Genomic DNA, 21,519 nt, shown 5'->3' with positions numbered 1-21,519 from the left:
CGGCCATGCGGATACTCGTCAGTCAACCCAATGGAGACAACATTCGGCGCTCAATTTTTGGCGCAATGCATCAGAAATTGAGCCTGGCCATTGCAAGTGAATCGACAAACTCTCCGGCTCGGAAAGCATCCTTCACGTGAATGCCCTCCGGGACGAAACCGAACTTCTCATAGAGATGGATCGCGGCGACATTGTCGACATAAACGGTCAGTTCAAGCCGCTTCAGACCGAGCCAGTTATCGGCGATCTCGATCAGCTCGGTCATAAGTGCCGTGCCTATCCCCTTGCCGACATACTGGTCGTCTATTCCCATTATAATGCCTGCGGTATGGCTCCGTCTTCCGGTGCGCCGCAGCAAGCCAGCGTTTGCGACGATCTCCTCATTGATCGTCGCAACAATCACCGTCGATTCCGGTCCGAGCGAATCCAGCCATTTCTTCGTGGTCTCAAGGCGCTGGAACGGCGTGCGTAAAGTGCCGAACCGAAATCCCGGCATGTTCTGCAGGCGGGTGAGACCTTCAGCATCCGTAGCTTCTACTGCGCGAATGACGAGATTTTCAGGTCGCATTTGGACTCCTGATTTCAGTGTTCTGGCAATCTTCAGTTCGCAGGCTGGCAAACATCCAGACATGCTGAGACCGGTTCGCGCTTCTTATCGCAGATACAACCGTTTGACGCGGAATAGGATAGTCCGGGCTTTTCCCGGTCGTAAAATGAATAAATTGCAACAAGTACGAAGCCTGAAATCGTCAGGCACAATATTTGATACATTTTGACCTCCCTTGCGCCGGAAGATCAACATTGTCCTTGCTGGCGGAGAATTTCTCAACGCCAACAAATGCCTCGTAATTATATGGATTAGCTATTGCGCGTGCGCGAGTAGCCCTTCTGACACAGCAACACCGCCCAAATTGGGCGGTGTTGCAAAATTCAGTATGCCGAACGACCCATTGGTTCTGCGCGATCAGTTTTCAGCGCCGTAAGCGTCGAAATCAAAGTACTTGTCGTTGACTTCCTTGTACTTGCCGTTCGCGCGGATCGCCTTGATGGCATTGTTGAACTTTTCGACCAGTTCAGGGCGGCCCTTCTTCAAGGCAACGCCGACGCCAACACCATGGATGTTGTCGTCGGACGGATAAGTGCCGACCATCTTGCAGCAGGCACCATCCGGCGTCTTCAGCCATTCGCTCAGCGTTACACTGTCGTCGTTGACGGCATCAAGGCGACCATTGGCCATATCGAGCCGGTATTCTTCGGCAGTCGGATAAGCCTTGATCGTGCTGTCGGTGAAGGCGTGTTCGGCATAGTTGGCGTGCGTCGTTGACACCTGAACGCCAATTGTCTTGCCGGCAAGGTCTTCCTTGGTCACACCCTTGATGTCGCTGTCCTTGGGTACCGCGATGCCGGGAGGCGTGTTGTAATACTTATTGGAGAAGTCGACCTGCTTCTTGCGCTCATCCGTGATCGACATGGAGGATACATAAGCGTCAAACTTTCCGGCCTGAAGTGCCGGAATAGTGCCATCCCACTCCTGCGTGATGAATGTACACTCGGCTTTCATTTCCTCGCAGAGCGCCCTTGCAATATCGACATCAAAGCCCGACAGCGAGCCATCCGGATTGGTGAAATTGAACGGCGGATAGGCGCCTTCCGTTCCGATTACAAGTTTCAATGGCTCTTCGGCAGTTGCCGCGCCGATCACCAAACCACTTGCCGTTGCCGCGATCCCCACAATCGAAGCTGCCACAGCGATACGCTTTAATACGCGCATTCAGATCCCTCCCATTTCATTTTGGCTTTTCCAGAATTGAACTTCTGGTTAAGCCCCTGGCAAGGGGAGGTTCAAGCAGGCAATGCCAAATTGCCGACTCGTCATGATTTCTCCCCCGCCGCTATCAATAGATGGTTCGATGGAGCTTGCACAATGTCTTTTTGATTACGGAAATAGTTCTCGATTCTGTCCCGATTGCACGCACAAACGCTGTTCATCAAGCTCATCAAGTAAATGGCGCACCCGACACGATGCGAACCTGTGCCCTCTGCCTTCGGTGTCTTCATCAATTAGGCAAGCACTAAAACCTACTTTGCAAACTACCGTACAGCTACCGCCGACAATAGATAAGATCGAAACAAAATAGACCTTTTCAACGATAAAAAAGTAATCATGATAAGCGATTAGGATAAAGCTAACGAGTTGATGTTCCCAGCGGGAGGGCTAACTAAAATAAACATAAATCGTTCCAAACATTGGCGCGAAATTATGGAAAATAATAGAATACATTAAACATAACACGCAAATATTGCCAAAGGTGTGCAATGAATAGCCTACTTGATGTGACTCTTGACGCAGCAAAACAAGACCAGAGAACAGTTGACGATAATCGCCGCAGCGTTGCACCTCTGCTGGACGGGATGTCTTTCTATGAAAGTATCCGTCATAGTGATGACCGTGGCAGCGTAACGGAAATATATGACCCGCGCTGGAACTGGCATCCAGATCCGATGGTGTTTTCCTATATGTTCACGATACGCCCCGGCATGGTAAAAGGCTGGGGACTACATAAGGAGCACGAAGATAGATACTTTGTGATCAGCGGCGAATTAGAGCTTGTCTTATTTGATCCAAGGCCGGAATCGAGCACTTACAATAAAATTTGCAAAGTATATTTATCCGGAAGCCAGCCAAGGCTTGTAAATGTGCCGAAGTTTGTTTGGCATGCAGATCACAACATAGGTAACTCCGAACTCGTAGTGCTGAATTTCCCAACGATACAATATGATCATTCAAAACCAGATAAATACCGCCTCCCTCTCGATACGGATCTGATACCTTATGACTTCGGAGCAGCAAAGGGATGGTAAGCGATCCTCTGTTCTCGATATTGCTTCCTACCCATAGCCGGGTCGATGTAATCGGCTATGCGGTGCAATCAGTATTAAATCAGACAGTTAAGGATTTTGAACTACTCGTTGTCGGGGACGGATGCCCGCCCGAAACGCGTACAATTTTGCAAGGCTTCAACGACCCTCGGATTCGCTTTTTTGACCTGCCTAAGGCGCCGCATTTTGGCTATGCAAATCGTAATATTGCATTGAAAGAATCGCGCGGTAAATTCATCGCCTTCATGGCGGACGATGACCTAATATTGCCAGATCATCTGGAGGTATTGGAGGAGGCATTAAGCGGAGGAAGCGCGCTCGCGTATACTCAGGCAATTTGGATTTCGACAGATGGAATTGCGGCACCATTTTTGACAAATCTTGAGTTCGAAGATGAACGTGAATTCTTTATACTGCATCAAAACTCGATACCAGCCAGTTGCTTCGCTTACCGGGCAGACGCGCTGTCGCAAAGGGATGTTTGGCCAGAAGATGTTTCTTCCGCCGGCGACTGGCGGCTATGGCACGAAATTATCCAAAAGAACCCTGACGATCCATTGACTTATCGGCGCTTGCCGACAGTACTTCATTTTTCGGCACACTGGAAACAGTCACGAAGTTCAGGCATGCCTCAACTCGCCAATTTTCTTGATATCGCCGACAGCGCTGATTGGTGGCCCACCGCTCTCAGGCCCAACGTACCAGCTTCAATGAACGAGCAGAGTGTATTCGCATCAATGCTGTTTGAAGAGCCAGTCTTGTGGCCGGCAAAAATACGTCGTGCCGCAACCGATTTAATTAATAGGATTGCCTGGGACAACATTAGATTTTTACACGACGATGCTAGGAGGATCGAGGTACTATCTGAAGAATTACGCACACTAACTGAACGCAATAACGTACTTTCCGAGCAGCTTGCCAATCAAAAGGCGGAAAGCAACGTCCATTTGGAAGCGCTTTCAAAATCCCAACAAGATGTAGTAAAATATACGAATGAAATAGACCAACTCCGCAATTCAACTTGTTGGAAGCTCACAGCTCCGCTTCGAAATGTTGTTGAGTTTGTTCGCAGGCAGCTTGGCCAGGACGGAAAAAACTCTTTAAGAACGTGATGCTGCCCGTACCCGATCGAGAGGCTTGTTCGTTTTCTTCATTCGGTCGCGCAGTTGACGACCTTCATGCCGGCGAGATAGCCAGTCGCCACAAGAATGGAGCTTGTCCCGCAGAAATTCCACAGTGAATTTCAGATGCTTGAAACACAGGGGCCAGCGACCCAATCAATCCAATTAGCGCCAGGAGGAGCGACAGTCGTATGACGACCCTTCGGGCGCATACCTGTGCAACGTCTCGCAGGAATCGACGGCGATAGTGATATGTCCCTGCTTGGGTAATGACGATGTGCTTCAATGCAAGCCCATTGCGCACCTTCCGTAGACCCGTTTATGGACCGGAAAGGCCGAGAAATCATAGAAACCATTGATACTTAACGGATTTTTGGAGAAAAATGGCGCACCCGACAGGATTCGAACCTGTGACCTCTGCCTTCGGAGGGCAGCACTCTATCCAGCTGAGCTACGGGTGCATTGCCGGAAGGCTCGAAGCCTTTACATGCGCGTTTCTAACTGAACCGCGCATATGCATCAATGGCTTATTTTGATTAAGCGGCGCAAATTTTGCCGTTAGAGCGCATCCCGAAAAGTGTGAAACGGTTTTCGGATGAGATGCGCGCCAGAACAGACAGTTGAAGCGCCCTATGAACGCAACCCCGGAGCCTCCTGCCCCGTGCGTTCCACATATTCCGTATAGCCGCCGCCATATTGCTGGATGCCATTCGGTGTCAGTTCCAGAACCCGGTTCGACAAAGCGCCGAGGAAATGCCGGTCGTGCGATACGAACAGCATCGTTCCCTCATAGGCAGCAAGTGCCTTGATGAGCATTTCCTTCGTATCGAGATCAAGGTGGTTGGTCGGCTCGTCCAGGACCAGGAAATTCGGCGGATCGAACAGCATGGCCGCCATGACCAGACGCGCCTTTTCACCGCCCGAAAGCACCCGGCACTTCTTTTCGATATCGTCACCGGAGAATCCGAAGCAGCCAGCCAGTGCGCGAAGTGGGGCCTGCCCTGCCTTCGGGAAGCGCTCTTCCAGCCATTCCAGTATCGTTGCATCGCCGTCGAGCACATCCATCGCATGCTGCGCGAAATAGCCGAGCTTGACGCTAGCGCCAACATTGACGTTGCCCTTGTCCGGTTCGGCAGCGCCTGCAACCAGTTTTAGCAGCGTCGATTTTCCTGCACCATTGATGCCCATGATGCACCACCGTTCGCGGCGGCGAACCATGAAATCAAAACCGTCATAAATTGTGCGGCTGCCATAGGTCTTGTGCACACCCTTCAGGCTCACAACGTCCTCACCCGAGCGCGGGGCCGGGGCAAAGTCGAAAGCGACCGTCTGGCGGCGGCGTGGCGGCTCCACGCGGTCAATCTTCTCCAGCTTCTTTACGCGGCTTTGAACCTGCGAAGCGTGGGACGCGCGCGCCTTGAAGCGCTCGATAAACTTGATTTCTTTGGCAAGCATGGCCTGCTGGCGCTCAAACTGTGCCTGCTGCTGCTTTTCGTTCAGCGCCCGCTGGCCCTCATAGAAGCCATAGTCGCCGGAATAGGTCGTGAGCGAACCACCATCGATTTCAATGATCTTGGTCACGATGCGGTTCATGAATTCACGGTCGTGCGAAGTCATCAGCAACGCGCCGTCGTAGTTCTTGAGGAATGCTTCCAGCCAGATGAGGCTTTCGAGATCAAGATGGTTGCTCGGTTCGTCGAGCAGCATCACATCCGGGCGCATCAGCAGAATGCGCGCCAGCGCAACACGCATTTTCCAACCGCCGGAGAGCTTGCCGACATCGCCATCCATCATTTCCTGCGTAAAGCTGAGCCCTGCCAGAACCTCACGCGCACGGCCATCCAGACCATAACCATCCAGCTCTTCGTAGCGCGCCTGCACTTCACCGTAGCGCTCAATGATCGCATCCATCTCGTCCATACGGTCCGGATCGACCATCGCGGCTTCCAGCTCGCGAAGTTCAGCCGCAACCACGCTGACGGGCCCCGCACCTTCCATCACTTCCGCAACGGCTGATCGACCGCCCATGTCGCCGACATTCTGGTCGAAATAACCTACCGTCACGCCTTTTTCGACGGAAACCTGGCCTTCGTCCGGCAGTTCATCGCCGGTGATCATGCGAAACAGGGTTGTCTTGCCTGCACCGTTTGGACCGACAAGGCCGATCTTTTCGCCACGGTTCAAAGCGGCGGAAGCCTCGATATAGAGAATGCGATGGCTGTTGGACTTGCTGATATTGTCGATGCGGATCATGGAACGGGAGGACTTTGTTGAGTGGAATGGAGCGTAAGGTTGTCGCGTTGCGGCCTCCCTATGCCATGACAGCACGGGCAAGTCACCCCGCTTCGCGATCAAGTGTCGGATGGAAAGCTCAGGGAATATTACGTAACCATTGCTGGGTCGAGAATTTCTCGACCGCAAGCTTTTCCGCAGCTGCATATTCTTCCGGCGTAATCTTGCTGCTCACGCCGCCATTCAGCGACACGAACATATCCTTCATGCGCTTGATGACTTCTTCGCGCGGCAGTCCTGTCTGGCTGCGCACCGGGTCGACACGCTTGACTGCGCTGGCTGTGCCCTTGTCACTCAACTTCTCGCGCCCGATACGCAGGACCTTCACCATCTTCTCGGCATCCATGTCATAAGCCATGGTGACATGGTGGAGAACTGTTCCCTTGGAAAAGCGTTTCTGCGCCGCGCCGCCGATCTTGCCCTTGGAGCTCGAAATATCGTTCAGCGGTTTATAGAAAGCATCGATGCCGAGGGAGTTGAGCGCTTTCAACACCCAATCATCCAGAAATGCGTAGGAATCGGCGAAGCTCATATCCCCTACGAGTTCGCCCGGCGCATAAAGCGAATAGGTGATGGTACTGCCGGGTTCCACAAACATCGCGCCGCCACCGGTAACGCGACGGACAGTTTCGACGCCGAATTCCCGCGTTGCGTCCATATCGACTTCATTGCGCAGTGATTGAAATGCGCCGATGATGATGGCGGGGCGTTCCCATTCCCAGAAGCGTAATGTTGGCGCGCGGCGTCCGGCGGCAACCTCCTGCGCCAGAACCTCGTCAAGCGCAAGATGCATGGCAGGGGAAACCGCAGGCATTTCAACGATCTGCCATTCGAAATCCCGCCATGTGCGGGCAACACCCAAAGCCCGCCGGACGGCAATCGCAACCGCTTCCGGGCTGAAGCCGAGCATCATGGCCTCGGGCCGCAGACCTGCCCTCACAGCGTCCGCAATCTGCTCCGACGACGCGTCGGCAGAGAGACCTTCGACAGCGTTGCGGATATCCTCCAGAGCCTCGTCCGGCTCCAGGAAGAAGTCGCCCGCCACCTGCACATTGCTCAGACGCCCGTCACGAACATCCAGATCGACAACGACAAGTTTTCCGCCGTGGACTTTGTATTCGCCGTGCATATGGGCAGCCTTCCAAAGATTGAACGTGAGTGTTTCACTCTCATTTCATGAAAGCTGCGGGAAAGGAAGCGGTTCAGGAGTGGTCGCCGGATTATATTCCAGCTTCAGAAGGCGCAACGTGCTGAACAAGCGAGGTCTGGCGCACTTCCTTGGTCTTGTGGCCGACATAGAAGCCAGTGGCAATCATGGCCGCCAGAATAACGACAATCGATTTGAAACTGAAAGGCAGATGGTGCATTTCTGGTCCTCACTCCAGCTCCAAGCAAACCAGAGCAGGAAATGATTGTCGACCCCACATTCGTTCCAGCTCTTCGACACCCGCAAAATTCCTGTCAGGCGTTGCAAGCTTGCAGCTCTTTGTGAACTGCGCATTCATCCTCTGTTCAAGATATCGGAACTAAAGCATATTTCATCGATATCAGAGGGACTCATCATGACACCTGCACTCAAGACGACTGTTGCTTCACTATGCCTTGGCGGCCTGGTGGCCGTCCTCTCCCCCCTTGTAACGCCGGCGTCCGCAGCCAAGTTGCAGCGCTGCGCAAGTGAGAACGGAGTCTGCCAGCTGCCCTACCCGGCAGAAGTGGTCTATGGCACCGGCGGACAAAATACGTCGCGCTTCATTGATCGGCCACAGGTCACCTGTTCGAACCGCGTCTTCGGTGACCCGGCGCCGGGCAAAAAGAAAAGCTGCTCCTTCGTGGTTCAGGATCGCTGGGAAGACAGGCCTGGCCGTCCGGGTCGCCCTGATCGCCCCGGACGCCCGGATCGGTATGATCCGTATGACCGCTATGATGACCGCGACCGCGACTGGAGCCGTTGTGCGAAGGAAGGCGGGTTCTGCGATTTTTACGGTCGCAAGCGCGTCCGCTACGGCGCAAATGGCCGGTTCACGGAAGGCGTCTTCCGCAATGGCGTCCAATGTGACAATCGCGCCTTCGGCGATCCCGCACGCGGTAAGGCTAAAGCCTGCTACGTACTCGATTAAGAGCCGGACGTAAGAATATAGAAGCCCGGACTGATCAGTTCGGGCTTTTTCTATCTAGTTAATGCAGAATCTCGAAAATATACATATCACACTGTTTTTATTATACTTTGTTTCCAGCTTCACCGAAAATACTATAGCAGTTACGACCTTTGCCCTTTGCCTCATAGAGCGCAATGTCCGCATTGCGGGCGAGCGTGTCCGGCGTTGTGCCGTCGCGCGGTGCGAGAACTGCCCCGACGCTTGCCGAAACATCCAGATTGACGCCGTGGATGAGGAAAGGTTCTCGAAAAGCTTCAACCACCCTTCCTGCCACCGTCTCGATGATTTCCATGCAATCTTCATCAGGAAGAATGACGGCGAATTCGTCACCTCCCACACGCACCGGAATATCTGTTTCCCTTAAGGCGGAACGCAAACGTTGAGCCGCTTCGATCAGAAGCGCGTCGCCCATCAGGTGACCGTAGGTGTCGTTGACCGCCTTGAACCGATCGAGATCAATTAGCAGCGCACCAATCGGCTTGCCCTGCTGCAAGGCTTTTTCGATCATCGGAATGGCAAGTTCGGTGAGAGCCCCGCGATTATAAAGTTTGGTCAGGCGGTCGGTCAGTGCGAGGCGCTTGAGAGCGGTGGAATCGTCAGTGAGGAATTTGTTGGTCTTTTGCAACCGCAGCAATCCACTCGCAATGCGGGCAAAATCCTCAAGCTTGGCACGTTCCGTATCGGAAATCTTTCGCGGCCTGCTATCGACAATGCACAGGGAGCCGACCGTCAATCCGGCATCGACAGACACCGGTGCACCAGCATAAAAGCGGAAACGCGGTTCGCCGGTCACATAAGGCATGCTGCAAAAGAGGTCGTTCTCGACCATATCCTCAATCACGAATAGCTCACCGCTTTCCACCACGAAGGTGCAGGCAGTCAACTCGCGGGGACAACTGCTGACCTTTTCGCCAGCATTGGCAGCAACACGCTGCCAGTCCTCGTCGATGATGTTGAGAGCAGACGTGCTGACGTCAAAAACGTCTTTCACAAGCGATACAAGGGTATCCAGTTCGGGCAGTCCAAGGCTGGACACGGAAACAAGGCTACGGACGCTTTCAAGTCGCTCGACTTCATTGGCAGGAACCGAAAAAGGCTTCTTTTCCGTCATCGAACTATAGGCATCCATGCTCATCATTCTCACCGTCATCTATGCTCCCTTTTGGGATATAGATAGTGATGAGAACCTCGACAGCAAGCCAAGCTTGTCCGGACAGACAGAGTTCGAACAGTTTTTTGTCAGGCGGAAGCCAGAGGGTGAAACAGGTATTTCACTATAAAACAAAAAAAGCGGCGACCGAATGGGCCGCCGCCTCTGTCGCTAGAAACATGGACTGGAGGTCATCATAGTTCTACGACAATGCGTGTGCTGAAGCGGGCACTATTAGCCAGCGTATCAGCCAGAATATCAGAACGAGCGCTGGAAGCGGATCTTGCCCTGCCAGGCGTCTTTGCCGTCCATGCTCGTGTTCTTGTCCTGCCACTTGGTGTAGGAAACTTCAGGCGTGATGGTGAAGCCAGGAACGAGCTGGTAGGCAACGTTTGCCGTTGCAGCGAAGGTTTCGCTGTCGTCATAAGCGGCCTGTACGTTGAAAGTGGCCTTGCTGGTTGCCTTGTAGGCCGCGCCGCCCCAGACTGCCCAGTCACCGCCCCAGGTACCGTAGAACGAGTCGATGATACGGACGCGATAACCGCCCGACGTGCCGTAATGATCGTCGTTGGACTTGTAAGCGCCCTGCAGCCAGACCGAGAACTGATCGGTGATGTTAACATCGCCGCGGACCTTTCCGGCCCATTCCTCGTTACGGGCGTCATAGGCGACGACACCGGCGATCTTGCCCCAGCTTTGCTCGTATTTCAGGCCACCGACTACATGCGGCATGTAATCCTTGATGGTGACGTCTACGTTCGAGTCGGTGTTGCCACCTTCTTCAAAGGAGACAATGGCCGAGAAACCGTTCCCGCCCTTGAAGGTGTAGCTGATAAGGTTGGTGCGGTAGCCGCCAGCGAGGATCACGTCGTCGCTGATGACGTTGCCGAGGTAACCGGTGAAGGTGACGAAAGCCGATTCATCCAGACCAATACGCAGACCGCCAAGCTGGATATAGGCGTAACGCAGCGAGGTGCTGGTGGAGCCGCCATTGTAATTGTTGGCTTTGCCGTTGCCGTCGCCGTTCCAGTCGTAACGCAGTTCGCTATAGGTCTTGAGCGTGCCGAGTTCTGTTTCGGAAGCGGTCGAGAAACGAAGGCTGACGCGGGCCAGCTTGTTCCAGGTGTCGCGCTCCAGCTGTGCGGGGGTACGAGCATAATTGTTGTCGCCACCGCTTGCGTCGTAGCGAACATAACCATGAATGCGAAGGCAGGTTTCCGTCCCCGGAATGTAGAAATAGCCAGCACCATATGCATCGCATACGCGGACATATTCGACTGCTTCCGGCTCAGGTGCCACGATCGCATCGGCTGCTTGCGCACCAGAAATCGCTACAAGCGATGCTGCCGAACCGAGAAGAACTTTTCTGATATTCATAAATGCGTCTCCAGTAGATGAGTTAGACGCCACCGCTATATTTATTCACAATAACTTGATCAATGTTTATTCAATGTAAGTTTTGTGAATTATTTATATGTGATATAAAAGTTACTTCATATATATTTTATAAATACAAAAATATTCAGAATAAAAATAAAGTAATTCCTTTCATCGCCGCTCCACGCAACGAATCCACCATATCAGCGATAATTTTATTCAGCCCCTTATGCCCTTCCAATCCGCGTAACGAGCGGACGCCCTCGCCTATCCGGCAACGGTGAAAGTTTTATAACAGCAACAAGAAATATACGTCGCGAGGCGGATAATTGCGCGTGTTTTCCAGTTCACGCTGGAAAGCCATAAACCGCGACTCGTCAATTCAAATGCATGGAATGTTGATTCGTCATTGTCGACCTGACGAAGTGAATTTCCTCGGTCATTCTCTGACCCAATAAAGAAAACGAAGGCAGCAGGGGTAATGCAATGGTTCTATTCTCTATTGTCATAGGCGTGCTGACGTCTGCGGTGGTAATTGCGGCGTGCATCATGCTTTGGAGATATGAACGTCCCTGAAATTTCCCACAGAAAGAGTGAGCGTGGCGACTGGCCCACTTCGACAGTCGAATCCAATAACAGCCTGACCTACTTCGGTTGATTGCCCTGCATTTTGTTCGCTTCCGCGATTGCAGATACGGTGATGCGTGGAGCTTCCGTCTTCGCTTTTTCAGGAATGTCAGCGAGCATGCGCAGCCTGCCCACGGCCTTCCACTCGACTTTTTCAGTCACCCTGGCGCGTATTTCATCAATTCGCTTCAAAATGTTTTCATTTGCTTTCAGACGCATTTTATTGCCAAGATTAGGCTCAAATCCGGCTCGCTGATATGCCCGTCTGCTGTCAGACCTTCAGCCAATTCCTTTGCGAACATTTCCTGCTTTGCATTTTTCAAGACTGGCTTATGCCCATCACCATAAGGATACTCTATGATGAGATCAGAAGACGCTCTGTTGCTGAATGCTATTAGCGCCCAGGCCGACCGGGCCGAATTGATTATACCCAAGACCCTTTCGCTAAATCCGATTGCCGAACGACTACACGACGAATTCCCACATCGATCCACTGCCGAAATAGAAACTCAGTGCCGAGTTGTCTGGCAGGATCGTTATCTGTTCTGGAACTGATATTCGCCTTCACAACTGGTTTTGGCGTAGACACATCGTTATCGAGGCGCCGAAGAAAACCGATCCAATGCTGCTGACGCAGGGTCAGCAGTCACTACCCCGCTTCGGCGGGTTTTTGTTTAGGCAATAAGTGCGGTGGCTGTACGTGATGAGGCGGGCTCTTACGACCCGCTCATTTCGTTATTCTTTTTCTTTTTATCTTCGTCGTAATGCCACTTGATGGCGAAGAACATGGCCACGCCTAACACGAGAACCTTGAACACCACGAAGAATATCGGAATCCATTCCATCTTCTGAATATTTCCATACAGCTATCAATCACGAGGAGCATTACCTCAGAACCGCTGCCTCGGCATCTTCTTTTTTGTGCCATTGGCACTTTGATAAAATCAGGCGGCATCGATTTCCAACCATTGGCGAGTTGGAAAATTTGATGGATAGGGATTTTTCTTTAATTTCAATGAGGTGAATGGTGGGCGTGACAGGGATTGAACCTGTGACCCCTCCCGTGTGAAGGGAGTGCTCTCCCGCTGAGCTACACGCCCGATGAGCCAAGCTCGATCAAGGTGGTGCGGATATACTGGCCAGCGGCTGCATAAGTCAAGCGTCTCGCAAGCCTGTTTCCAAAGAGATTTCGATCTTCTCCCCAACAGCTTCTGATCGCAAAGAAAAACGGCAATCACCCATCAATGATTACCGTTCTGTTTTGATACGGGAGGGATTTCAGAGCGCTGCGAGGCGCGAACCTGCCGTCTTGTCGAATGCTTTCTGCAATCCGGAATCACGGTCGTAAACATCGCCGTAATAATGGATTTTTCCATCCGCTTCCGGCCATGCAGTGAAATAGGAAATGAAGACAGGCACAGGTTCCTTGACCTTGATGCCGCGCTCATTCTTGCCGAAATATTTTTCCAGATCCGTCACCGATGTCCCCAGAACCGCCGCCGCCATGTCACGTGGGCGTTCCAGACGAATGCAGCCATGGCTCAGGGCACGCATATCGCGGCTGAAATAGGATTTGGCCGGAGTGTCGTGCATGTAGATATCATGCGCATTCGGGAACAGAATTTTGAGTTCGCCCAGCGCATTGTCGAGGCTCGGCTTCTGGCGAATACCGACATGGGCTTTACCCGCGGCAACTGCACTCCAGTTGACGGCACTGGCGGAAACCTTCTTGCCGCCTGCATAGACCTCGTAACCATTGCGGTCGAGATAGCTCGTATCACGCATGACCTTGGGCAGCATCTCGTTCAGGATGATCGAGCGCGGCACGCCCCATGACGGATTGAAAACGACCGTCTGGACCTTGTTGTAGAAGAAGTAGGTCTGATGGGTTGGAGAGCCGATAACCACATTCATGGCCAGCTTCTCTTTTCCGTCCTCGAAATATTCGGCACGGTAAGCCGGCTGATTGACCATCACGTAACGCGTGCCGAAATCATGCGGCAGCCAGCGCAGGCGCTCCATGGAATAAAGGATACGGTCGCGTTTGATGGAAGATTGCTCGCCTTGAAGTGCGGAAAGCGTATTGCGACCGATGACGCCGTCCGGCGTGCTGCCCGAAAGCTTCTGATAATCCTTGATTGCAGAAACCAGTTCCGGATCATAGACGTCGCCGCTCGCATGCGTGTCCAGCACTTGCTTGTGCTGTGCCAGATAGCCAGCAGGCGCATGTCTCGAAATCAGCGCAACCACCTTGCTGAGCTGGTCATTGGTATCGCCCGGCTTGATGATGCCATTCAGCGAGATGCGGATTGGCTCGGCAGATGGCGGCTCGGTATTCGCAAGCTCGCGCTTCAACGCCGCATATTGCTCATTGCTCGGTTGGAAACCATGCAGATAGGCAGCCGGATCGCTTTCCGATGCCAGCTTTTCGAGAACGGCTTTCGGATCGACGCGGTTGCGCGGTAGATCGTGGAAACCACTGAGGCGGTCCGCGATTACACGTCCCTCACCCGCATCGATGGCATAGCGCAGCGCGCGGGCAGACATGCGAATTTCAAATTCTGCAAGTTTCTGCTGGCGCTCAGATTCAGCAGCGCCATCGAAATTGTCAGCGGGGATCGTGACTGCATATTCATCCGGGTTGAGCCCATCTTCGTCCGCACGGGCAAAGAAAGCCGCAACATTCTTGGCGCGGTCGAGCACTTTATCGTCGGCCGACCACATGAAAGAGCGCTGACTTGAATAATAGTCGACGATCGCCTGAGCGATCTCTTTCTCGGCTTTGACATTCACGGATTTCAGATAATTCGTCGCTGCATCGAAGGCACGCTGACCCGGCGTTTCTTCGCGAATCTGCGGACGGATCGGCGACATGCCCGATGTCAGCGGATCGACGGTCACTGGTTCGGTTGCTGCGGTTACCTGCATATCGAGCGCGCTGAAATCGATATTGACCAGAGTATCCGGCTTGTAGTCGTAAATCTGCGGCCCTTTGACGGTCACGCGCTGGACTGGCGGAAGGCTGCGCACAGCGGCACGAGGAGCAGAAACGGCCTTCGGTGCTACAGGTGCGCGAGGAGTGACTTGCGGCTGAACAGGCTGGGCTGGCTGCACCTGCTGCTGGCGACGCTGTTGGAAAAGTTCCATCAGCGAATTTGCGGCTTGAGCCTGTGCCGTAGGGAGAAACACCGAAGCTGCCAGAGCTATCGCGGCTGCGCGGCGGATATTTTGTCCGCGTGCGGCGCTGCTCTTTTCATCCATCTGCGAGTGTCTGGAAAACTGCATTTCAAACCGCCAAAGTTAATGCGTTCGCTCAAAAGCGAATCCGTCCGAATCTCACCCGTAGAATTTACCAATCTCGTATAGAAACTTTTAACGCTATTGTTTCCTGAAGCAATTTTCTGTTTTGCGTTCATCACAATTGTTTGAGGCTTCTTCTCGGGAGACAAACTCGGAATGCCTTAATGAACAAAGTGACGCAGTGGCATCCACTCCGCATCGCGCTAAAAGCCCCACAGACTATGGTTCCGAAGCTCTTCTTCGGAACTTCGATCAACACATATCGCGCGAGCCGGAAACGATGACGACCTCCGGCTGGCGCAGCTGGCAAGCAAGCGAGGTACCGCGATGGCAGAAGCAAGCGCCGCCGATCTTTTTCCTCTTGGTGAAGACGACACCCCTTACCGCAAGCTGACTTCCGATCATGTCTCTGTCGATACGTTCAAGGGACAGGAAGTCCTGACTGTTGATCCGGAAGGGCTTCGCCTACTTTCGGAAGCGGCCTTTGCCGATATCAACCATCTGCTGCGCCCCGGCCATCTGCAGCAGCTTGCCCATATTCTTGAAGACCCGGAAGCAACGGATAACGACCGTTTTGTCGCCTACGATCTTCTGAAGAACGCCAATATCGCAGCAGGCGGCGTGCTTCCCATGTGTCAGGATACCGGCACGGCCATCATCATGGGCAAGAAGGGCCGTCGCGTCTGGACCGAAGGCGGTGATGCCGATGCGCTTGGCGCTGGTGTGCTCGACGCCTACAACAAGAAGAACCTGCGTTATTCGCAGCTGGCGCCTCTTTCGATGTTCGAGGAAAAGAACACCAAGAACAATCTGCCTGCCCAGATCGATATCTATGAAGAAGGCGAAGACGCCTACAAGTTCCTTTTCGTTGCCAAGGGCGGCGGTTCGGCGAACAAGACATTCCTCTATCAGGGAACGCCGTCGCTCCTGACGCATGACCGCATGATCGACTTCCTCAAGGACAAGATCCTGAGCCTGGGAACAGCCGCCTGCCCGCCTTACCATCTGGCAATTGTCATCGGGGGCACTTCGGCTGAGATGAACCTCAAGACGGTCAAGCTTGCCTCAACGCGCTATCTGGACAGCTTGCCGACCGAAGGTTCCGAAACCGGACATGCTTTCCGCGACCTCGAAATGGAAGCTGAAATCCATAAGCTGACGCAGTCTCTCGGCGTCGGCGCTCAGTTCGGCGGCAAATATTTCTGCCATGACGTCCGTGTCATTCGCCTGCCGCGCCACGGCGCCTCGTTGCCGATCGGCATTGGTGTTTCCTGCTCCGCCGACCGTCAGGCCAAGGGCAAGATCACCAAGGACGGCATCTTTCTGGAAAAGCTGGAAACCAACCCGGCCAAGTACATGCCGGATATCGACGAGGAAAAACTGTCGTCGCATGTGGTCAAGATTGACCTCAACCAGCCGATGCAGGACATTCTCAAGGAATTGTCGAAACACCCGGTCAAGACGCGCCTGTCGCTCTCCGGTCCAATCATCGTGGCGCGCGATCTGGCCCATGCCAAAATTCGCGAGCGGCTTGAAAACGGCGAAGCCATGCCGGATTATTTCAAGAACCACCCGATCTATTATGCTGGCCCGGCCAAGACGCCTGCCGGTTATGCTTCCGGCTCGTTCGGGCCAACCACGGCAGGCCGTATGGATTCCTATGTGGACCAGTTCCAGTCCTTTGGCGGCTCGATGGTGATGCTCGCCAAGGGCAACCGTTCGCGTCAGGTGCGCGAAGCCTGCGGCCAGCACCGTGGGTTCTATCTGGGCTCCATCGGTGGCCCGGCTGCCCGTCTGGCCCAGGATTGCATCAAGAAGGTCGAGGTTGTCGAATATCCGGAACTCGGCATGGAAGCGATCTGGCGTATCGAAGTGGAAGATTTCCCGGCCTTCATCGTCATCGATGACAAGGGCAATGACTTCTTCAAGGAACTCAATCTGGGTTAAAGCATTTCCAGCAAAAGTGCGAAGCGGTTTTGCGTAGGATAATGCGACGAAACAAACGCTTAGAACACAAATCTGATTCAATCATATCAGAGCTCTAAGCAAAAAAAGGGCGGCGCAAGCCGCCCTTTTTGTTTCAGGCATTTGTGCCGCCATCGATCGTGAGCGTAGCTCCAGACACGAAACGCCCTTCGGGGCTGGCAAGCCATGCCACCAGACTTGCAATATCGTCAGGCGAACCGAAACTGCCGGTTGCGATAAGCTCCCGCTGCTGTTCGGCATGTTCTCCAGCCGCCGGATTCATATCCGTATCGGTGGAGCCAGGCTGAACGACGTTGACCGTGACGCCCTTTGGACCAAGGTCGCGCGCCAGACCTTTCGTCAAACCGATCAGCGCCGCCTTGCTTGCCGCATAAAGGCTGATGCCCGGCCACGGCACGCTTTCGGCGAGGTTTGAGCCGATGGTTATGACGCGTCCGCCAGCACCAAGGTGTGGTGTGGCCGCTGAAACGGCGGCAAAAACAGCCCGGAAGTTCACAGCCATAACCTCATCGAAGTCGGCAAGTGTGACCTCTTCCAGCGGGGCCGCATGCCAGATGCCAGCACTGTTGACCAGTATATCCAGACGACCGAAATCCTTGACCGCTTTCTCGATTGCCGCCGCAATCTGGCTCGCGTCGCGATTGTCGGCCTTCAGCGCCAGAGCCTTGCCACCATTGGCTACGATTTCGGAAACCACAGCTTCAGCTTTTTCCTTGCCGTTCACATAAGTGACGACAACTGTCGCGCCATCTTTCGCGAGCCGTCGTGCAATCGCTGCACCGATGCCGCGACTTCCGCCGGTGATGAAGGCAACCTTTCCGTTCAAAGCTTCGGCTGACATACCATTTCCTTTCTGTATCGATTGATACATAATTGCTGACAGGCTTGCACAGAACCGTCAAGCGATTTATTTAATGATCGATACAGAAAGGTTCACACGTGGCAGAAAAAGGACGGCCCCGTAGCTTCGACCGCGAAACAGCGCTTCGTGCTGCAATGTTGATATTTTGGGAAAAAGGCTTCGACGGATCGTCGCTGGCCGATCTGACGACGGCTATGGGCATCAATGCGCCAAGCCTCTATGCGGCATTCGGAAGCAAGGAAGAACTCTATCTCGAAGCCCTCACCCTTTATGCCGGTGAAGTGGGCATTGAAATCTGGTCGACACTGGATGAAACGCCGGATGTTCGCGCGGCTTTCGAGCGTTTTCTGCTTGCCACGATAGATGCCTATTGCGAGGAATCCGTGCCGCGGGGCTGCATGATTGCTCTGGATGCGCTTCATCGGACGCATTCAAGCGACAAAGTCTGCGACGTGCTGCGCAATCACCGCCAGACCAATATCGAAATCCTGAAAAAGCGGCTCGAACGCGGCATTCGTGACGGCCATATTCCCGCATCCGTCAATTGCGAAGCGGTTGCGACCTTTTACGCGACAGTCCAGAACGGCATGTCCATTCTCGCACGCGATGGCGGAACGCGGCAAGATCTCACCGCAACGGCACTGGGCGCCATGGCAGGTTGGGAGAAACTTGTTCTCACCGAAACATCATCAGGCAACCAGCCTTAATCGCGGACCGTCATCAAGATAATCCGCTACCAGGGACGCCACTTCAGCACTCGCAATGATGCGGCGATGCCCAAGGCCATCCGCCCAGTGCACCCTGACATGAGAGCCTGCCTTGCCGGCCATTTCCGCGCAGATGGCGGGAACTTCCTTATCGTCATGCGCGTGGATGACCAGCGTCGGAATTGTCATGCGGCGCAGATGAACGTCGGTATCGAAATCCGTGATCGGGCGCGCTGCGAGATGACGGACTTGCTCCTTCATTGCGTTGCGCACGTCACGACCAAGCCCAAGCACTTTGCCGAAACCGTCAAAGACGCCTGCCATGGAGTGCGGGGAAGCAATTGTCACCAGCTTTGCGGGGCGATGTGACTGGTAGCACCCGAGAGAACCTGCTGCGGCATTGACGATGACCGCACCGCCGAATGAGTGACCGATCATCGCATCGAACGGACCATACTGGCGCCACGCAACATCAACGGCGGCGATTGCCTGTATCATGTTGAGGGTGCGGCCTGCCGATGCGCCATGCCCCGGCAGGTCGATGGAGACAACTCGTTCCCCACGCGCAACAAGCTCGCGAATGATCGCTATCATATCCGCTGTGCGCGATCCCCAGCCATGAACGACAAGCGACGTTCTTCCCACATAAATATCGGGTTCGAACAAATAGGTTGCGATAAGCCCTCGATCGATAATCAGATCGAGCCGCTTTGCCTGACGGAGTTCATTGCTCGCCTGTTCAAGCCGCGCGGCATAGGCCTTGGTCTTCGGCTTGCGGCTTGGCGTTCGACAGAAAATCCTGAACGCGGCGCGACCTGCCTTGTCGGCATCAATGCGGCCAAGCACACCCAGACCGAATCGCGTAACCTGCAAAGAAATCGATGTCATGACAGGGCCTCAATTATGTTCAATCCTGAACAAATAATTGTACAAGAATGAACAAAATGCAAGACAAGACTCAAAAACTGCCGTGGGACAATCCGCGCTTCAAGAACTGGATTGCCGTTGCACGTGCCGGCAAAGCGGTGGAACGCGCCCTCGCCCAAGGACTGTCGGCCTTCGATCTCAAGATCGCCGATCTGGATGTGCTGATGAATATTTATCGCCACCCCGGCGAATCCCAGCATGATCTTGCGCGCCGCATTCTCGTCGGGCGTTCGAACATCACCATGCTGCTACCAAAGCTTGAAAAGCGCGGCTTGCTGGTGCGCGAGGGCGACCCGGCAGACAAGCGTGTGATACGACTGACGCTAACTGCCAAGGGCGAAAAGCTTCTGGGGCATGCGCTGACAGTCTATACCGACCTGATCGACCGCGTCATGGCGCAATCGACGAACGCGCAATGCAACGCGATGGGCGATGTGATGCGGCGCATATCCGAAATGCTGGAGAAAGACTGACCGGCAGGCGGGATCAACGATCCCGTTTCAGGCCTTTTTCGGCAAGCTCATCGAGATAAGTTTGCCATAACATGTCCTTCTCGGTGCCGAGCTTGTGGAGATAGGTCCACGAAAACAGGCCGGTATCGTGCATGTCGTCAAACGTTATGCGGACGGCGTAGTTGCCGACCGGCTCCATCTTCATGATTTCGACGGTCCGCTTGCCACCAACTGTGATGCGCTGTGCCGGCGAATGCCCCTGCACTTCTGCCGAGGGCGACAGGACACGCAGCAACTCGGCGGTCAGCTCGAATTTCTGGCCATCATCGAACGCCACAGTCAGCAGTTTGCGGTCGTGTGAGACACGCAATTCAGTCGGCCAGACCTCACTCATTACCATTCTCCAGCTTGGTTCTTCGCCAGCTTTTGATAGGCCCCGCGTTAAAATATCGCAATAGTCGCGGTTATTATTGAAAGAGCTTCGCGTGCGTGAAACTGGACATTGAGGCTCGCAGATCCTATTTCTAGGTAGACGACGCGGATATTCCTCCGCATCCTGTGGAAACAACGGCTTAATGATGTACACAAACCAAGCCCAGCCACTTGTTTCCCCGACTGGACCCATGATTGATCCTTTCGGGCGTGCCATTACCTATCTTCGCGTTTCAGTGACGGATCGTTGTGATTTCCGCTGCACCTATTGCATGGCGGAACACATGACGTTCCTGCCCAAGAAGGATTTGCTGACGCTTGAGGAACTGGACCGGCTTTGCACCGCCTTTATCGACAAGGGTGTCAGGAAACTGCGCCTGACCGGTGGCGAGCCTTTGGTGCGCAAAAACATCATGCACCTGATCCGGCAGCTGTCGCGCCATCTGAAATCAGGTGCGCTGGATGAATTGACGCTGACCACGAACGGATCGCAGCTCTCACGCTTTGCCGACGAACTGGCAGAATGCGGTATACGCCGTATCAATGTCTCGCTGGATACGCTCGATCCTGAAAAATTCCACCAGATCACCCGCTGGGGCGATCTTCCCCGGGTTCTTGAGGGTATTGAAGCCGCACAACGCGCCGGTATCCGCGTCAAGATCAATGCAGTCGCGTTGAAGGATTTCAACGATCACGAAATTCCCGAACTGATCCGCTGGGCCCATGGCCGCGGCATGGACATGACGCTCATCGAAACAATGCCGATGGGCGAGATCGAGTTCGACCGTACGGACCAGTATCTGCCGCTCTCGCAGCTGCGCGAGGACCTGTCGCAGCAATTCACGCTTTCAGATATTCCTTACCGCACAGGCGGCCCTGCCCGCTATGTTACGATTGAGGAAACAGGCGGACGGCTCGGCTTCATCACGCCGATGACGCATAATTTCTGCGAAAGCTGCAACCGCGTCCGGCTTACCTGCACCGGTATGCTTTATATGTGCCTAGGCCAGAATGATGACGCCGATCTGCGCAAGGCCTTGCGGGAAAGCGAAAGCGACCTGCTGCTCAGCCAAGCCATTGATGAAGCTATTTCGCGCAAGCCGAAAGGCCATGATTTCATCATCGACCGCGATCATAATCGCCCGGCGGTTGCTCGCCACATGAGTCTTACCGGCGGCTGAGCGATTTATACTTAAAAAAGCACACAACCCGAAATAATTGTCGCGAGATCGACTTTAAAACGGTATGCA

20 protein-coding genes and 2 tRNA genes are annotated in these 21,519 nt (G+C 53.9%); 7 read left to right on the top strand and 15 right to left on the bottom strand.

The annotated features are described in order from the left end of the window. Window positions 1–70: 70 nt before the first annotated feature. Entirely contained in the window at window positions 71–568 is a 498-nt protein-coding gene (locus KWJ32_RS16965; protein WP_012092095.1) for a GNAT family N-acetyltransferase, read from the bottom strand. Between the two features lie 396 nt (window positions 569–964). Next, complete coding sequence (locus KWJ32_RS16960; protein WP_010660151.1) at window positions 965–1,771, bottom strand: ABC transporter substrate-binding protein; 807 nt, start codon at window positions 1,769–1,771, stop codon at window positions 965–967. 545 nt (window positions 1,772–2,316) lie between these two features. Between KWJ32_RS16960 and KWJ32_RS16955 the strand changes: the two genes are divergently transcribed. Both KWJ32_RS16955 and KWJ32_RS16950 read left to right on the top strand, forming a co-directional pair. Beyond that, window positions 2,317–2,862, top strand: a complete 546-nt coding sequence (locus KWJ32_RS16955; RefSeq protein ID WP_012092097.1) for a dTDP-4-dehydrorhamnose 3,5-epimerase family protein — start codon at window positions 2,317–2,319, stop codon at window positions 2,860–2,862. Then, window positions 2,856–3,992, top strand: coding sequence for a glycosyltransferase family A protein (locus KWJ32_RS16950; protein ID WP_012092098.1), 1,137 nt, complete (start codon window positions 2,856–2,858; stop codon window positions 3,990–3,992). Before KWJ32_RS16955 ends, KWJ32_RS16950 begins: the two co-directional genes overlap by 7 nt. A gap of 393 nt (window positions 3,993–4,385) precedes the next feature. Here KWJ32_RS16950 and KWJ32_RS16945 read toward each other — a convergent pair. The 4 genes from KWJ32_RS16945 to KWJ32_RS16930 form a co-directional block, all read right to left on the bottom strand. After that, window positions 4,386–4,462: transfer RNA gene (locus KWJ32_RS16945), tRNA-Arg, on the bottom strand. 169 nt (window positions 4,463–4,631) lie between these two features. Beyond that, entirely contained in the window at window positions 4,632–6,254 is a 1,623-nt protein-coding gene (locus tag KWJ32_RS16940) for an ABC-F family ATP-binding cassette domain-containing protein (RefSeq protein ID WP_151609909.1), read from the bottom strand. A 118-nt stretch (window positions 6,255–6,372) separates the two neighbouring features. After that, window positions 6,373–7,422: a biotin/lipoate A/B protein ligase family protein gene (locus KWJ32_RS16935; protein ID WP_012092100.1), complete on the bottom strand. Its 1,050-nt coding sequence runs from the start codon at window positions 7,420–7,422 to the stop codon at window positions 6,373–6,375. 91 nt (window positions 7,423–7,513) lie between these two features. Then, window positions 7,514–7,660, bottom strand: a complete 147-nt coding sequence (locus KWJ32_RS16930; RefSeq protein ID WP_155269231.1) for a hypothetical protein — start codon at window positions 7,658–7,660, stop codon at window positions 7,514–7,516. A gap of 195 nt (window positions 7,661–7,855) precedes the next feature. Between KWJ32_RS16930 and KWJ32_RS16925 the strand changes: the two genes are divergently transcribed. Next, on the top strand, window positions 7,856–8,410 hold the full coding sequence (locus KWJ32_RS16925; protein ID WP_029376114.1) for a hypothetical protein: 555 nt from the start codon (window positions 7,856–7,858) through the stop codon (window positions 8,408–8,410). Between the two features lie 100 nt (window positions 8,411–8,510). On the opposite strand, the gene KWJ32_RS16920 is transcribed toward KWJ32_RS16925, so the two are convergent. The 6 genes from KWJ32_RS16920 to KWJ32_RS16895 all read right to left on the bottom strand — a co-directional run bounded on the left by KWJ32_RS16920 (window position 8,511) and on the right by KWJ32_RS16895 (window position 14,888). After that, window positions 8,511–9,599 carry a sensor domain-containing diguanylate cyclase gene (locus tag KWJ32_RS16920; RefSeq protein WP_012092102.1) on the bottom strand — a complete coding sequence of 363 codons (1,089 nt, stop codon included), beginning with the start codon at window positions 9,597–9,599 and terminating at the stop codon, window positions 8,511–8,513. Between the two features lie 258 nt (window positions 9,600–9,857). Then, window positions 9,858–10,976, bottom strand: a complete 1,119-nt coding sequence (locus KWJ32_RS16915; RefSeq protein WP_036586779.1) for a porin — start codon at window positions 10,974–10,976, stop codon at window positions 9,858–9,860. 645 nt (window positions 10,977–11,621) lie between these two features. Then, on the bottom strand, window positions 11,622–11,822 hold the full coding sequence (locus KWJ32_RS16910; RefSeq protein ID WP_125334260.1) for a hypothetical protein: 201 nt from the start codon (window positions 11,820–11,822) through the stop codon (window positions 11,622–11,624). A 497-nt stretch (window positions 11,823–12,319) separates the two neighbouring features. Beyond that, window positions 12,320–12,448, bottom strand: coding sequence for a hypothetical protein (locus KWJ32_RS16905; protein WP_010660176.1), 129 nt, complete (start codon window positions 12,446–12,448; stop codon window positions 12,320–12,322). 180 nt (window positions 12,449–12,628) lie between these two features. After that, a tRNA-Val gene (locus KWJ32_RS16900) sits at window positions 12,629–12,703 on the bottom strand. Window positions 12,704–12,881: 178 nt separating this feature from the next. Continuing rightward, the gene (locus KWJ32_RS16895) at window positions 12,882–14,888 is read right to left on the bottom strand and encodes a murein L,D-transpeptidase (protein WP_012092105.1); all 2,007 of its coding nucleotides are present in this window, start codon (window positions 14,886–14,888) and stop codon (window positions 12,882–12,884) included. A gap of 342 nt (window positions 14,889–15,230) precedes the next feature. On the opposite strand from KWJ32_RS16895, the gene KWJ32_RS16890 reads away from it, so the two are divergent. Beyond that, a complete protein-coding gene (locus tag KWJ32_RS16890; RefSeq protein ID WP_012092106.1) occupies window positions 15,231–16,850 on the top strand; it encodes a fumarate hydratase in 1,620 nt (539 codons plus the stop codon). Window positions 16,851–16,983: 133 nt separating this feature from the next. On the opposite strand, the gene KWJ32_RS16885 is transcribed toward KWJ32_RS16890, so the two are convergent. Then, window positions 16,984–17,730: a 3-oxoacyl-ACP reductase family protein gene (locus KWJ32_RS16885; RefSeq protein WP_012092107.1), complete on the bottom strand. Its 747-nt coding sequence runs from the start codon at window positions 17,728–17,730 to the stop codon at window positions 16,984–16,986. Window positions 17,731–17,828: 98 nt separating this feature from the next. Here KWJ32_RS16885 and KWJ32_RS16880 point away from each other — a divergent pair, with 98 nt between their 5' ends. Then, complete coding sequence (locus KWJ32_RS16880; protein ID WP_012092108.1) at window positions 17,829–18,458, top strand: TetR/AcrR family transcriptional regulator; 630 nt, start codon at window positions 17,829–17,831, stop codon at window positions 18,456–18,458. Here the strand turns inward: KWJ32_RS16880 and KWJ32_RS16875 are convergent. Beyond that, entirely contained in the window at window positions 18,441–19,346 is a 906-nt protein-coding gene (locus KWJ32_RS16875; RefSeq protein WP_012092109.1) for an alpha/beta hydrolase, read from the bottom strand. The genes KWJ32_RS16880 and KWJ32_RS16875 overlap by 18 nt on opposite strands. Window positions 19,347–19,393: 47 nt before the next feature. On the opposite strand from KWJ32_RS16875, the gene KWJ32_RS16870 reads away from it, so the two are divergent. Further along, window positions 19,394–19,858 (top strand): MarR family transcriptional regulator, encoded by a 465-nt coding sequence (locus tag KWJ32_RS16870; protein ID WP_151609908.1) that lies wholly within the window; start codon window positions 19,394–19,396, stop codon window positions 19,856–19,858. A gap of 13 nt (window positions 19,859–19,871) precedes the next feature. Here KWJ32_RS16870 and KWJ32_RS16865 read toward each other — a convergent pair whose 3' ends face one another. Beyond that, a complete protein-coding gene (locus KWJ32_RS16865; protein WP_012092111.1) occupies window positions 19,872–20,231 on the bottom strand; it encodes a DUF971 domain-containing protein in 360 nt (119 codons plus the stop codon). A 229-nt stretch (window positions 20,232–20,460) separates the two neighbouring features. On the opposite strand from KWJ32_RS16865, the gene moaA reads away from it, so the two are divergent. Next, a complete protein-coding gene (moaA, locus tag KWJ32_RS16860) occupies window positions 20,461–21,450 on the top strand; it encodes a GTP 3',8-cyclase MoaA (RefSeq protein ID WP_029924909.1) in 990 nt (329 codons plus the stop codon). The last annotated feature ends 69 nt before the right edge of the window (window positions 21,451–21,519 follow it).

The sequence above is a fragment of the Ochrobactrum sp. BTU2 genome, assembly GCF_024539785.1.
Taxonomy (GTDB): domain Bacteria; phylum Pseudomonadota; class Alphaproteobacteria; order Rhizobiales; family Rhizobiaceae; genus Brucella; species Brucella anthropi.
Note: the sequence above shows the minus strand (reverse complement) of the source record. Positions and strands in the feature narration are given on the sequence as shown.